The sequence below is a fragment of the Cytobacillus sp. Hm23 genome, assembly GCF_051842895.1.
Taxonomy (GTDB): domain Bacteria; phylum Bacillota; class Bacilli; order Bacillales; family SM2101; genus Nanhaiella.
Genome location: NZ_JBPXRQ010000020.1, coordinates 15,753 through 30,345, shown reverse-complemented (window position 1 = coordinate 30,345; position 14,593 = coordinate 15,753). Strand labels below are relative to the sequence as shown.

10 protein-coding genes are annotated in these 14,593 nt (G+C 30.8%); 4 read left to right on the top strand and 6 right to left on the bottom strand.

The genetic code is table 11. The features are described 5' to 3' along the window. Nucleotides 1-2: 2 nt before the first annotated feature. The 6 genes from ACSVDA_RS13755 to ACSVDA_RS13730 all read right to left on the bottom strand — a co-directional run bounded on the left by ACSVDA_RS13755 (nt 3) and on the right by ACSVDA_RS13730 (nt 5,565). Nucleotides 3-1,481, bottom strand: coding sequence for a recombinase family protein (locus tag ACSVDA_RS13755; protein ID WP_485883988.1), 1,479 nt, complete (start codon nt 1,479-1,481; stop codon nt 3-5). After that, the gene (locus ACSVDA_RS13750) at nt 1,478-1,651 is read right to left on the bottom strand and encodes a hypothetical protein (protein WP_485883986.1); all 174 of its coding nucleotides are present in this window, start codon (nt 1,649-1,651) and stop codon (nt 1,478-1,480) included. Before ACSVDA_RS13750 ends, ACSVDA_RS13755 begins: the two co-directional genes overlap by 4 nt. A gap of 619 nt (nt 1,652-2,270) precedes the next feature. Further along, nucleotides 2,271-3,785, bottom strand: a complete 1,515-nt coding sequence (locus tag ACSVDA_RS13745) for a recombinase family protein (protein ID WP_485883984.1) — start codon at nt 3,783-3,785, stop codon at nt 2,271-2,273. Continuing rightward, the gene (locus ACSVDA_RS13740) at nt 3,782-5,179 is read right to left on the bottom strand and encodes a recombinase family protein (protein WP_485883982.1); all 1,398 of its coding nucleotides are present in this window, start codon (nt 5,177-5,179) and stop codon (nt 3,782-3,784) included. Before ACSVDA_RS13740 ends, ACSVDA_RS13745 begins: the two co-directional genes overlap by 4 nt. Before the next feature lie 15 nt (nt 5,180-5,194). Next, nucleotides 5,195-5,353 (bottom strand): hypothetical protein, encoded by a 159-nt coding sequence (locus tag ACSVDA_RS13735; RefSeq protein WP_410626107.1) that lies wholly within the window; start codon nt 5,351-5,353, stop codon nt 5,195-5,197. 83 nt (nt 5,354-5,436) lie between these two features. Next, nucleotides 5,437-5,565: a hypothetical protein gene (locus ACSVDA_RS13730; RefSeq protein WP_320208862.1), complete on the bottom strand. Its 129-nt coding sequence runs from the start codon at nt 5,563-5,565 to the stop codon at nt 5,437-5,439. 644 nt (nt 5,566-6,209) lie between these two features. Here ACSVDA_RS13730 and ACSVDA_RS13725 point away from each other — a divergent pair. The 4 genes from ACSVDA_RS13725 (at nt 6,210) to ACSVDA_RS13710 (ending at nt 14,587) form a co-directional block, all read left to right on the top strand. After that, complete coding sequence (locus tag ACSVDA_RS13725; protein WP_485883979.1) at nt 6,210-7,727, top strand: hypothetical protein; 1,518 nt, start codon at nt 6,210-6,212, stop codon at nt 7,725-7,727. A 10-nt stretch (nt 7,728-7,737) separates the two neighbouring features. Continuing rightward, complete coding sequence (locus ACSVDA_RS13720; protein WP_485883977.1) at nt 7,738-10,074, top strand: GmrSD restriction endonuclease domain-containing protein; 2,337 nt, start codon at nt 7,738-7,740, stop codon at nt 10,072-10,074. Nucleotides 10,075-11,984: 1,910 nt separating this feature from the next. Beyond that, entirely contained in the window at nt 11,985-13,451 is a 1,467-nt protein-coding gene (locus ACSVDA_RS13715) for a type I restriction-modification system subunit M (protein ID WP_485883976.1), read from the top strand. Continuing rightward, nucleotides 13,448-14,587, top strand: a complete 1,140-nt coding sequence (locus ACSVDA_RS13710) for a restriction endonuclease subunit S (RefSeq protein WP_485883974.1) — start codon at nt 13,448-13,450, stop codon at nt 14,585-14,587. Before ACSVDA_RS13715 ends, ACSVDA_RS13710 begins: the two co-directional genes overlap by 4 nt. Nucleotides 14,588-14,593: the final 6 nt, after the last annotated feature.

The following is a 14,593-nucleotide window of genomic DNA, read 5'->3' as shown; positions in this document are numbered from 1 at the left end:
TTTTATTCGATTATTGGAGCCGAAAAGCGATAGTGAATATTAAAACTGCTGTCTTCATTTACTTCAATACGATTGACTAGTCGAGACAAAATTTCTGGTGACAGCTCATTAAAGTTAAGGAAGCTGAGTAGTTCTTCTTTTAACTTTTCTATACTATCTATAACTTGTTCATCCTCAATTTTTGATAATAACTCATTTTTCTTTTTAACTAATTGTTCGATTTCAATATTGCTTGCTTCAACGTTTTCACGATAATCTTCATGAGTTATTTGTTCGTCAGCCAACATATTAATATATTTCCCTTTTCGTTTTTTAAATACAAGTATTTGTTTATTGGCTTTGTCTATTCTTTTCATAAGATCATGTTTAGATTTCTTTGTCTTTAGCTCTAGTTGCTTGAGATATTCTTCTTTATTAATTTGTTTCACTAACAATTTAATGTCGGTTAAAATCGTATTTGTAAGATGCTCCTCTTTTACAAAATGACTACTGCAGGCTTTCTTACCATGCCGTGCGTAATTGCCACAAATATACCCTTTTCGATTACTTCGATACCACAATCCTTTACCACAATCAGCGCAGTAAAGAATGTTAGTAAATAGGTGTTTCTTAGGTGCAGTAATATATTTAGTTCTTACTTTCATTTGTTGCTGAACAACATTAAACATTTCTCTTGGAATAATTGCTTCATGAGTATCTTTGTGGATGATTTGATGTTCCTTTTTAACTTTTTTCCGTTTCTTGCTTGTAACACTGACTGTAGTTGTGCGCCCCTGAACTAAGTCACCAACATAATGAGGATTTGATAAAATAAGTCTAATCGTCGAGTCATTCCACTTGTCATTAGCATTTTTTTTACCAGCAACTTCAGCAGGAGTAGAAATACCATCGTTATAGAGCCCTCTTGCTATACTTTCTCGGCCAGCTCCACGTAAATATTCACTAAAAATCCTCCTAACGATATCGGGTGAATCGTCACTCCTAATATGCAACTTTCCATCTCTTACTTCATAACCGAACGGAGGGCTAGACCCCTTAAAGAGCCCTTTTTGTGCTCTTGTTCGCAAAGTCTCTTTCACACGGTTACTCGTATTTTCTGATTCTTGTTCATACATCCAAGCGTAAAGTCCAAACATATTAGTATTTCCAGTTGTGGTATTAATGGCATTATCTAAAGTGATGATATGGATGCCTTGATTCTCACATAAGTTTTTTATTTTATATGAAAGTTCTCCGTTCCGTGCTAACCGAGAAAGTTCTTTAGCCAAGATAATATCGAATTTTTTCTCTTCAGCATCTTTAATCATCTTTTGAAGATTTTTTCTCTTCGCAGTAGTTCCAGATTGGACATCCACATAGAATTCGTAGATGTCCCATCCTTGTTCTTTAATATATCTATAAAATAGTTCTTGTTGATACTTTAATGATGCTTTTTGTTCCTCTTTATCGGTTGATACACGAATATAAACTGCACATCTCATAGTACATCCAACCCTTCAGGTTTATTTTGAGATGTAGCAGTGCTTACCTTGTTAGCATTATTAACAATTTCATCAATTTTATTATGAATAATTAAACTAATAAGTTCGTTAAATCCAGTTTTTGGATCGGTATAAATTCGTTTAGCAATAGTCTTTTTTGTGTTCTTCATCTGTTTTCCTCCTTTCCAAAGAAGTAAATAAATGAAGATCTATAATATGAATAGGTAACTTCCTTTTGAATTTTTGAGTAGGTTTATAGTTGTGAAATAGTGGCCTTGCATAATAATTAATATTTGTATTCATAAAGATGATCCTTTCTTACATTAGTTGTGAAAAATAAAAAACCGCAAAGTATTAGCTTTAATGAGCTAATTAAACTTTGCGGTTTTCGCTTTTCATGTTATTTTGTTTTTTGCTAATTTAAATTTCGGTTTTCATTATTTAATCCGATTTTTCTTACTCACAATATTTGTGAATCTACAAATACTATATGTCTTTGGGGTTTCTTATTTCGAGAACATCTCCTTCCTATTCACATTAGTAATATGCTTTATAGTTAACATAGTATATTGTATCTTCGTTTTTTTATATTTTAAGGCTATTTTTAAAAAATATATTTTTCTTCGGTTTTTTGACCAAGAAGAATATTTATGATTCGATTTTACAACCATCGAAGTATACTTCGATGGTTAAATAACCGAAGAATTGCCTCCAAAAACCCTTGATTACAAGGGTTTTTAATGTGTGTATATCTTAGTGTTAAAAATTCAATGGCGAATCTTCGGTTTTTTAACCAGACAAATCCTCGACCTTGTTAATTTTTTCGGTAAAGTAACTAGTTACATTTTCCAAAGACACAAACGGTGAGAGTCTGTAATTAATCTCTAATTCATTGTCTTTTTCAAAGTTGACTTTTACTTCTTTAAAATACATGAGAAAAAATACTCTCAGTTCTGTATCTGTAAATTTAAAGAAGGAGTGTTTTTTTAGTTGTGTAACAAATTCATAGTAATAATCGTCATTTAAAATTCTGCTAATTTCATCCTTTGTGCTATTCAAATACATGATATCATTCTCAAGGTTTTTCTTAGCTGAAACAAAGACATCTCCTAAATCTTTGTCTGAAGCAATTTCGTTGGCCATTATTTTTTCGTTGTATTGTATTCTGTCTAGTTGTTTTCTTAGTATTCTTTTTGATCTGTCCAACTTCACTGACCAACCTTTTAGTTGTTTGTTAGCAGTTTCAGCAAAGCTACTTAGTTGATTAGACCATTTATTCTTCAAGTCATTTAATACAACGTTATGAATTTCAATAATTGGTAGTGAATTCTTACACTGATTACATCTATAAATCATATACATGCCTTTTTTACCTTTTGGAGAGTTATCCTTGGCTATCATTATACTATTACAATTACAACATTTGATTAAATTACGAAGGTAATAAGGTGTTTCCATTTTTCCATGCTTTTCTTTTAATTTGTTCATTTGTTTAACAAGATGTGCTAGTGTTACTGAAATAATTGGCTCATGCACTTGTTTAAATAATTCAATATCTTTATCAGGTTTAGGTTTGCTGATATCATATTTTGTTCTTACATACCATGCTAGGTCACCATTATATACTTTATTGTTAAGAATATAACCAATGGTGCTGCTGTTCCAAAATATAATCTGTTTCGTTGTTATAGAACAGCGATTTAAATGGTTAGCGATTTTTTGATGTGAGTAGCCCCAACTTGCAAGGTAGTAAATATATTCAATTACTTCAGCATCTTGATTAGGAAATAGACATGCGTCTATCATATCGTAACCAGCAGGTGATTTTGAGCCAGGACGCTTACCAGCAGAAAGTGAATTTTTCTGTGAATCTTTTGCTCTCGAAGATTTAATCTCTGATTCTTCTGATGCAAAAACTAATTTAGATTGGACTAATGGATTATTAGGATCCCAAATTCCAATAGATTGAGTACTGTAGAATCTTGAATCAGGGTATTGACCTATAATTGGTAAATAAAAGTCGTAATAAAAATCCGTAATACTTCTAGTCATCCGTGATTCCTCATAAAAACAAATCGCTATTACACCTTCATTAAGATATTGAAAGATCTCTTGAATACCTTTTCTTTTTGAAACATTATTGTGAAAAGCGCTTGTAGCCTCGTCTATACACCAAGCTACAATGTCAATACCCTCTTCTTCAGCAGTTAAGAGAATTTGTCTCTTTTGTATATCTAATGAATGATTTCCATGCTGTTTTGTATCCGAGTATCGTAAATATCCTATACCTCTCACTTTTTTCATGAAGTCTCAACTTCTTTCATGTATTTTGCTAGGAATAGTTCAACACTTACATGATCATCATAAATAATAGCCTTTTTGACTAGTAGTTTAATCAACTTAAATAAATCCAGTTTTTCGAGGTCATGAACAAAATCAAATATCATAGCTTTTATGTCTTTTATCTCATACTTTAGTTTTAAAAGACTTGCAAGGTCATTATTTATCAAGTTGTATTGTTTTTTTAATTTATAGATTTCTTTTAAAATTTGTTGGTAATTGAATCCTTTTGACTTTCCTCTAATGCTTATTTCTATAGATAAATCGTCACAACGTTTTGAGATTTTCTTTTGTTCTCGAACTAATTCCTTACTTCTAAGTTTAATCCCTTCTTCCATTAATCTCTTAGAAATGCTTGGGCTAATATTCTCCACATGTTCTAACACTGTTTGTGTAATTACATCATTAAATTCCTTAATGTCCATAAAATTTCTCTTATGCTTAGAACTGCAAACAAAGTAGCCAACATCAAGTACGTTTTTCTTCTTATGTTTCATAACTTGTTTACACATCCCACACTGTGGAATGAATTGGATCTCTGCATTGACATCATGAACTTTATTTTTGTATTGGGTGTAGAAGCTATTAATAATTTCATTAACTTCAGTAAACAATTTTAAACTAATGATAGGTTCTACATAAGAAAGTGGCTGATATCCACCACCATGTGATTTATGATGTCCAGAATAAAAAGGATTTCTAAGTATTTTTAATATCTTATCAACATTGTTTATTCCTTTTCTACGCTTAATGAGGACTTCAAAAAATTGATCTTCATTTTCCACTTTTTTTAAATCTTTAAATAATACTTCAATAGATTTTTTTTGCTCATGATTAATGACATACTTTACATTTTCTTTTCCTTGTTCTTTTCCTTTTATACGTTTATATCCGAATATTCTAGAGGGATACAGCATTCGAGCATCAGCTGTACGAGTCCGAATGTTTTCACCTTCAACTTGACTAAATATTCCATACAATGCTTCAACACTTAGTTTTCCACTAAAGGGTGGTTCATTACTTGCGGTGTAAACTACTTCAACACCATTGTTGAAAAATATTCTATTAATATCCACACACTCATAAAAGTTTCTAAACAAACGATCGCGTTTATAGACAATTAATTTTTTAACCTTTCCATTTTTAATTAAATCGATGACCTTCATTAAATCTGATCTTTTAGTCATAGGGAGTTGTGTAGCTGATACATCTTTATCACGGAAAAAATGAATTAAATCTTCATCACCATTCAATCCGATTGATTTCAAATACCTTATAGCAGCAGTTTCTTGGAGCTCAAGACTTTGTGTTGCAGAACTTACACGTCCATAAACTGCAATAATATTAAGTTCTTCCATAAAATGTTCCTTTCATTATCGGTTTTTACTAATTAAAAGAGTTCGAAGTTTATCATCATCACGAGTTAAGTGGTTTAAAAGTGCCTTTTCAATGAATCGCTCTAGCCATAATTCAGATTCTGAAGACAATTCTTCTGAATAGGTGACTTTTACAACTCTGTACTTTTCACTCATATTTATCCCTCCAGTAAAAATGGTTGATATCCATCTTAGCCTGAAGGGACATTATTTATACCAGTGAGAATTTACTTCCTTTATCACTCTGAATCAATCTCTAGAGATAATTGAGATCCTTCATTTTGTTTGATATTTTTACCCTTTCTAGGTTTAATAACTACCTTGGTTTCATAGCCGGGAATTTTTAGCTTTTCTATTATTTGGTTCATAATCCCAACCTCTTTGCCGGATAAACAATTTGATTATGGCTTTGGATATACCGTCAGATTCACATTGTTCTAAGCAACGATAGTGCCATATAAGACTGCGCTTTCCAATATCCATCATCGAGGAAGTCCTCCTTTCTATATTTTTATACACTGAGTAGTGTGTAAATATAATAATTAGTATTAATGAATATTCTTATAGGACTTTTGGCTCATTTTTTGGGTGTTGTTGTTCATATTAGGGAGACTAATTAAATCTGATATTCATAGAACTCTACAAGTGTTTCAATCTAATTTTAATTACCGATTCAAAAAGTAATAGGACAAAAAATAGATCAAGCTGAAAATGATTGGTTGACCTCCTAATAGGATTTGATGAAAAGATAATGTTCTTAAAAGAATAATTAAGTTGTTAAAAGTGATATACTACGTAACAAATAATTTCATTTGTGAAATTATGAACTTAAAGAAAAGAAATTTTATTAATTTGATTATTTCGCAAACGGACCAGATCGTTGCATAACACTATCTTCTACAGAAGTTCATTTATTGGAAGATTTTTAGTATAATATTAATGGTGTTATAGCTGATTAGATTTTATATAAAAATTAGTTAAAGGTAATTGAAATATAAAAGAAGGTGAAATTATGCTTACCTATACACAAAAAATTAAAAATACAGCAAGGCGGGATATGTTATTTTATTCTGTTGAATTATTAACAACAAGAAGAAGTAAAGCCTGTTGTGTTGAGAGATCTTATGTTCGAAAGGTATATGATTACTTTTTATCATTAGAAGAAACCATTGAAAAAAGTGAAGCTTCTAAAATTGATTTAAATTATATAAAAACATGGGAATCTCTACATGATTCTTGTGTTGGTTCTAAGCGGGTGGAGGACCTTGTTGTTTGCTATCTTTCAGGTCCTGAACCACAAAATGATTTTAATGAGCTAATTTCTTTGGGAGTACACCCTCAAAACATTTGGGCATTTGAAAACAATCTAAGTACTTTTAATTCTGCGCTTAAGAACTATGATAATAGTGATTTTCCTCAACCTAGGATTGTAAACGATTCAATTGAAAGGTTCTTTGTGAATACCCCAAAAAAGTTCGATATAGTGTATATAGATGCGTGCGGTGCTATTGCATCTGAACAGCAGTGTTTGAGAATAATAGCTACCTTATGCAAATATCATCGACTGAATTCTCCAGGAATAATTGTAACCAATTTTGCATGTCCTGATTTATCCAAAGATCATATTATAGAAGAGTATTCTGAACTAATAACACAATACCTATTATATAAAGATAGTCCAAATGAGAAAGTTGGAATTGAAAATTCAATAATTACCTCTAACACATATGAGAAATTAAAAAAGAAAGTTAGAAGTGATTTTCAATCATTTTATGGTGAAATTATTACTAATTCTATAATTGATATTGCTTCACTGGCTATACCAATTCAACGATTTGTCAATTCAAGTTACATTAACAATTTACTAGTTGATATACCTTTTAGTAGATCAGAGAATTCTTATATAGAAGAACTAAATGAGATAAATAATAATTCCTTATATAAGTTTTTGTATCTTTCTAAATTACAAAATAATGGTAAGGGAATAAAAAAAAATAAGAAAATAAAAACATTTATTAATGGCTTCTCTGGTTTAGAAAATATGCCCAAAGATTTATTTGAAGCACTCAGTATTTTATATGGTATAAAAGAAAGTAGCTTAGTCTTAAAGAACGATATTGAGGAGTTGAAAACTCATTTTGACAAAGCTGAAGGCATTTATCAATTTTTGGATAAACCTAGTAGGAGTCTTCTTCTAGATGTTATAATAAATCAACTTTCATATCCTTTACATTACAATAGTCAAGCCATTAAAAGATATAAATATAAAGCTAAGACAATGGATATGTTCATGGATGTAATTGTGTTAGATGAGTGCAGGTATATTTATGAATGGTTACCATCTGTAAATCAAATAAAAAATGCATTTGAAAATCTTAGTTGGCAGTATGTTTTTAGATTCGCCTTAGATGGTTTAGTTAAGCAAAGAATCAATTACAACAATGAATATTTCTTTCAAGGATCAGTTATCTCAAAAGAAATCGAAGGCTTTGAAAGTAAATTTATTAGTAGTAGAAAAAAAATAGATTAGAGGTAATCTCATGAATCATAACGATATAGAGTTAGATTATTCAGATATTTCTAGTATTTTTAAAAACAACTTAAAAATAGAAAATACATTAAAGTCTATCACATCTATTTTTAACAATAAGAGATTTGCAGGTAAAATAGATTACGCTCCTTACTTTCAAAGAAAATATGTGTGGGATGAATCAAAAGCAACATATTTTATTGAGAGTATATTACTTGGAACTGAGATTCCACCAATGGTACTTTTTAATAATTATAAAAAGAATGAAGTCATTGATGGTAGACAAAGGTTTGAAACTATAGTCCGCTTTATTAATAATAAACTTGTTTTAAAAGAAGATGGATTAAAATCTTTGAAAAGCATATCAGGCAAGCGCTTTTCTGAATTAGATGAATCGTTACAAGAAAGGTTTGAGGAAACAAAATTAAGAATCTTACAATACAGTATTGTGAATGAGCCATCCCTAGAAGAAGATAAAGAGGATAAAATAAAAAAAGAAATATTTAGACGATACAACTCAGGAATTATTCCATTAAAAAAGGAAGAAATCCAGAGAGCTGAGTTTATAGAGGATGAAATAACAGAAGCTTTTTTTGTATTACTAAAAGAAGATGAAGAATTATATGATAATACTGCTCAGTTATTTTTGCCTAAAGGACAAGCAAAATCCCAACCTCGGGACAAATTAAATGTCCTTGTTACACGAATTAGAAGATTAATAACATTGCCTCTCATTCCTATTAGAAATTATGCGCATAGTAGCAACAAAAATGATGTCATTAGTATCTATTATAAAAGTAAAATACAAATTCATAGTTCAGATGATGTAATTAGAGAGTTTAAGACAGTTATTGAAATACTTACCGAAATGAAAAAATTGTTAGTAATGAAACAGAGTAAATTTATGGACTCTGGACTTTTATACGAGTGTTGTTATTGGATTTTCTCTATATTATTTAAGAATCATAATGAGATATTCTATAATTTTGACCTTGATAAATTTTGTGAAGACATAAATAAGGCTAATGATATTTCCTCATTCTGGAGCAATATAGATGTTGAATCAAAAGATGTTGAAGTAATATTCGAAAGTTCAGGTAGTCATTACTATAAATCAATTCTTCACAGATATACTTTTATAGCTAACTATTTTGAATGTGAATATTTAATTCAAACAGAAATTTATTTGAAAAACCCTATTGAGTTCAAAAATATTATGGACAATTCCACAGTACAAAAAGAAGAAATTAGTCGATTTAGATTAAATAAGACAGATCCAACCTCAATGACAATTGAGGATATATTACAGAAAATTGAAAAATCAAAATTTTTAATTCGACCTCCTTATCAACGGTCTGAGGTCACCAACCCCCAAAAATCCGCATATTTAATGGAAAGTATCATGTTAGGAATTAAGATTCCACCAATCTTTATCTACAAAAGAACAGATAAGGTAAGTGAAGTAGTAGATGGACAGCAGAGATTACTTTCAATTATTGGTTTTTTAGGTAAAACATACTTAAATGAAGAAGGAAAAAAAGAACTATCTAAGAAGAATATGTACAAGTTAAGTGGTCTTAAAATACTTGAAGAACTTAATAAGTGTGATTCAGAAAGCATCGGTGATACATTTAGAGACAAAGTTCTTGACTTTCAATTGGATGTCGTTGAGATAGACGCTGAACAAAATCCAGGTTTTGATAATATGGATTTATTTTTAAGGTTAAACACAAAACCTTATCCAATTCGGCCAAATACTTTTGAATTGTGGAATGCATATGTAGATAAGGATACTATTTTATCTATAAGAAAAATATCAGACGAGTATTCAGGGAAAATATTTAGGGCACAAGATACAAGAATGAGAAATGAAGAATTAATAACAACCTTGGCGTATATGGATTATAAAAAGACCATATCGAATAGTAATCCAAGGAGTGTTTTAACTATATATATTCGGTCAGGAAGGGTAAATGCACGTATAAAGAAAAAGGCTGACGTTACAAGAGTATTAAGTGACATCACAAATAATGATAGCTCCTCATTTGATATATCTGTGAATAAGGTATTAAAATTTATTGAGAAAATTAACTTATTAACCGATGGTGATGATAGCTATTTAAATACAGTATTTGCTCATAGATTAAAATCAAATCAAAGTCGCACAAACCAAAACTTTTACATTTTGTGGATACTTTTGGATAAAATAGAAAATAAAGTGATAGAAATAAATAAAAGTAAGGTTGTTGATAGTTTAATTTCTGTTTACAGCTTAATACAAAAAGTTCCAGACGATTTTACTATAGAAAATTTTTATTCTATTTTGGATGATTTTTGTATCAACTAACTTTTGACTCTTTAATAGTTAAATATTTACTTTTTCTTGAACGAACATACGTAATTGATCAATAAGCATCATGATCTTACTTTAAGTTTAGGACGTGTACTTTAATAACCAGCTGCCAAATTAGGCAGCTATTTTTATTGAATTTAGGGAGGTTATTTAAAAATTTGAGTAAAAGAGGAATATTTAACTCACCTGAATACCTAAAATTGTTGCAGAAACTATTATCTGATATGGTCGAGCATGACACTGGGACAACGTTTGATATTAATAATAGTTAATATTTAAACCAGTTCGAGGTCATTTTTAGTTAACTGGTACTTTTACTTTAGTAAATTCTTTTCGGAAATACAATTTTGATTACTGACTTACCACGATCTGGCGCAAATATGGAAAAACATAGGTGGGAATGATCAATCTTTTTTTCTAAATGTCTCCTTTTTATTAGTGATATATTTAAGTTTCTTGAGATATTTTTAATTAAACTTTGTTTTAAACCATTACTAATATCTTTCATATCTGACTTACTGGTCTTACCCATTTGAAATCGCTTAAAATTATAGTGATAGATGTATTCTTCAATTACTTGTCTTATTTCATTTTTGATTAAGACCGGAAGGTTTTGAATTTTTTCTTTAGACGAGCAGGAATTACCACGGAAGGAGTATGTCCATGTCTTTTGCTTTTCTTTCTAATGATTGACTGAATCCCTAATCCTTTCATTAGTTCATTTCCTATTTTATGGTGGATATCATATTTTGTTTCTCTTGAAAAGTGGTTATACGTAGATATCCAAATTCAGGATGTAGAAAATGAATTGCCATCCCTATTGTGTTTTTCTTGTTCTTCACGCTTATTTCCTGTTGATCTTACTTATAACAGCTGGCTGGGTTATTGTAGGTGACCTCCAATAGTCAAGTAATAGGATGAACATTTCTTAATTCCTTTTCCTCAATTAATTCATACCTTATTTGTCTTAAGATTCTATTTCCTCCTTTAACATATTTGGATACTGCTCTTTTATATAGTCTACCTGTTTCTTTATGTAATATCTTTCTTCTTCTACTGTGTTAAATTTTGTTTGAGGTCTACCTTTCAGTGGATTAGAGTCTCTACTTCTAGTATCAAAAGATTCTCCTTTCTTCCCTTTCCTTCCATTTTCTGACCCAAACTTTCAACTGAGTTCAACTTCCGAGGGACCAATCTCATTGGCTAGCTCTTCACAGTGCTAAAAGATAATCACCAAGATTAAACTCTTTGTAGGCTAAATCACTTCGTTTCATTTTATACTTAGTAATTTTAAAGATATCAGTATACACGAAGTGGGTATAAAAACTTGGACTGTCATTACTTAAATAGATAATTTTGGTTTATGAAATGTACATAGTCATGAAGTTCTCGTGTTAATATTTCTAAGCTCTCATAATTCAGTTGATTTATTGCTTGTTCACATTTACTTTTGTCCTAGTATTAAAATATCATTCTTCGTTTCTTATTGCTTGTTACGCTTACGAAGTTCTTGAAGCTCCTTCTGCTCAGGAGTTAGGCTGTCTTTTTCGGAGCTTGAATTCTTCACATGATTAATCCGTTTTTCAAGTGAAGAAGGTATAAGTCATAATCTCGAATGATTTCCTTGCGTTGCCTTCCGTTTTCCTAAAGCTGTATGATTTGTTGTGAATTCTTGGATAATCGTTCGGCGTGCTCTTTCGTCATGTAGATTCTCCTTACCATTCATGTAGTAAGTTCAATTTAATTGACCAAAAATTTCTGTTTAACTAAGTGTAGCCTATACATAGGTAAATGGTAGTGTGATTATGGACTCTAAAAGTGAGGTTTCCCATTATATTTCCATTGGGAGTTGTAGTATAATTGAACTTACATATTTATAAATTTTTTACTTATGAGGTGTAACGATGATTACGGGAGATTTGAAAAGTAAAGTAGATAAAGTTTGGGAGACTTTCTGGACCGGGGGAATAACAAATCCTTTAACTGTCATTGAACAGTTTACATATTTGTTATACATCAAAGGCCTTGACGATAATGAAAAGAAAAAAGAAATGGATGCGGAGATATTAGATCTAGAGTTTGAAGGGATTTTTCCTAAAGAAAAGCCTCAGTTACGTTGGTCAATTTTTTCGAATCTAGGACCAGAAGAAATGTTTAACGTTGTTTCAAAGGAAGTTTTCCCCTTTATAAAAAAACTATCAGGAAAGAAAACGGTTTATTCGAAGTTTATGAAAGATGCTATTTTTGTTATCCCAACACCTTCGTTATTAGCTAGAGTTGTAGCTGGTATTAATGGGCTCGTACAATCTAGTAATACAGAAGGTAAAAAGGATACGCTTGGTGATCTTTATGAGTATTTATTATCGAAACTATCGACAGCAGGAACCAATGGCCAATTTAGAACGCCACGGCATATAATTGATATGATAGTCCGTTTAATGAAACCAACACCAGAAGATATTATTGTAGATCCTGCAGCAGGTTCAGCTGGATTTCTCGTATCCTCTGGGGAATATTTAAAAGAAAATCATAACGATATGTTCTACGTTCAAGGGTTAAAAGAACATTTTAATCAGAAGATGTTTCACGGCTTTGAAATGGACGGTACAATGCTTCGAATCGGTGCAATGAATATGATGCTTCACGGTGTGGATAATCCAAATATTGCTTATCGAGATAGTCTCTCCGAACTAAATAAGGAGGAAGAGACATATACATTAGTTCTAGCCAATCCTCCATTTAAAGGATCATTAGATTATGATTCTGTATCTGATGATCTATTAAAAATCACCAAAACTAAGAAAACAGAGCTTTTATTTTTATCTCTTTTCCTTCGATTGCTCAAAAAAGGTGGTCGAGCTGCTTCCATTGTACCGGATGGAGTTTTATTCGGAAGTTCAAAAGCTCATAAATCCATTCGTCAGGAGATAGTAGATAACCACAAGTTAGAAGCAATCATATCAATGCCTTCAGGTGTCTTCAAACCATATGCAGGGGTTTCAACTGCTATTATGATCTTTACTAAAACCGGAGCTGGCGGTACGGATAATGTTTGGTTTTATGATATGAAAACAGATGGCTTCTCTCTTGATGACAAACGAAGTCCGATTGAAACTAATGACGTTCCAGATATCTTAAAGAGATTTATTGAACTGTCTAATGAAAAAGAGCGAAAACGTACAGAACAATCCTTCTTAGTACCAGTTGATGAAATTCGTGAAAATGGATATGACCTCTCTATAAATAAATATAAAGAAATTGAGTATGAGGAAGTAGAGTATGACAGTACGGAAAATATTATAAATACTATAAAAAATTTAGAGAGTGAAATTCTTCAAGGGATTAATGATTTGGAGGATATCCTGAAATGAAGACCATAAAACTAGGTGAAATTGTTAAGGTTAGGACAGGAAAATTAGATGCAAATGCTAATAATGAGAATGGAAAGTATCCATTTTTCACTTGTTCTAAATATTCATTAAGAATAGATAATTACTCATATGATTGTGAATGTGTTTTAGTAGCTGGAAATGGGGATCTAAATGTTAAGTACTATAAAGGGAAATTTGATGCATATCAAAGGACATATATAGTAGAAGCAAGGAATACTACTATTTTAAATGTAAAGTATTTGTATTATTTTTTAGAAAGTTATTTAAAAAAATTAAGAGAACAATCTATTGGTGGAGTAATAAAGTATATTAAACTTAGCAATTTAACAGATGCTTTAATACCTTTACCTGATATTAAAATTCAGAAAAAGATAGTGGGAGTTTTATCAAAAGCCCAATCTTTAATTGACAATCGAAAAGCCCAAATCACTGCTTTATCAGACTTAACACAAAGCATCTTTTATGAGATGTTTGGGGATCCAGTTACCAATAATCATAAATGGAATGCAAACCCACTTGGGGATTTCCTGGATAGAATTGATAGTGGATGGAGCCCTAAAAGTGAGTCCTTTCCTGCAAAAGAAGGAGAAGAAGGTGTTTTAAAACTAAGTGCTGTAACAAAGGGCGTATATAATCATATAGAAAATAAGGCACTTTTTGTTGACACACCTTTCAAATCAAAATATGAAGTAAAGAAAGGTGATTTACTAATTACTAGAAAAAACACAAGAGAATTAGTAGGTGCTTGTGCATATGTTTTTGAAACTCCTACTAACCTTATGATGCCGGATACAGTATTTAGGTTAGTGTTTAAGTCTCCACAAGATATTGATCCAATTTATCTCTGGGTATTATTTAATAATAGTAGCTTCAAAAAAAAGGTAACTTCTTTGGCTGAAGGAAGTTCTGGTTCAATGCCTAATATTTCAAAAAAAAATCTTATGAAAATCGGTATAGTAGTGCCACCACTAGAATTACAAAATAAATTTTCAAAGGTAATAGTGGGTATTGAGGAATGTAAGGACAAATTTAATAGAGGATTAACTCTACTAGAGGATAATTATCTTTCTCTTATGCAAAGGGCATTTAAAGGAGAATTGTTTACAATTAATTGATCTAAT

Bases quoted from the DNA above. Each gene is read 5' to 3' on its own strand.
- ACSVDA_RS13755 (WP_485883988.1), bottom strand. From the start codon at position 1,481: ATGAGATGTGCAGTTTATATTCGTGTATCAACCGATAAAGAGGAACAA.
- ACSVDA_RS13750 (WP_485883986.1), bottom strand. From the start codon at position 1,651: ATGAAGAACACAAAAAAGACTATTGCTAAACGAATTTATACCGATCCA.
- ACSVDA_RS13745 (WP_485883984.1), bottom strand. From the start codon at position 3,785: ATGAAAAAAGTGAGAGGTATAGGATATTTACGATACTCGGATACAAAA.
- ACSVDA_RS13740 (WP_485883982.1), bottom strand. From the start codon at position 5,179: ATGGAAGAACTTAATATTATTGCAGTTTATGGACGTGTAAGTTCTGCA.
- ACSVDA_RS13735 (WP_410626107.1), bottom strand. From the start codon at position 5,353: ATGAGTGAAAAGTACAGAGTTGTAAAAGTCACCTATTCAGAAGAATTG.
- ACSVDA_RS13730 (WP_320208862.1), bottom strand. From the start codon at position 5,565: ATGAACCAAATAATAGAAAAGCTAAAAATTCCCGGCTATGAAACCAAG.
- ACSVDA_RS13725 (WP_485883979.1), top strand. From the start codon at position 6,210: ATGCTTACCTATACACAAAAAATTAAAAATACAGCAAGGCGGGATATG.
- ACSVDA_RS13720 (WP_485883977.1), top strand. From the start codon at position 7,738: ATGAATCATAACGATATAGAGTTAGATTATTCAGATATTTCTAGTATT.
- ACSVDA_RS13715 (WP_485883976.1), top strand. From the start codon at position 11,985: ATGATTACGGGAGATTTGAAAAGTAAAGTAGATAAAGTTTGGGAGACT.
- ACSVDA_RS13710 (WP_485883974.1), top strand. From the start codon at position 13,448: ATGAAGACCATAAAACTAGGTGAAATTGTTAAGGTTAGGACAGGAAAA.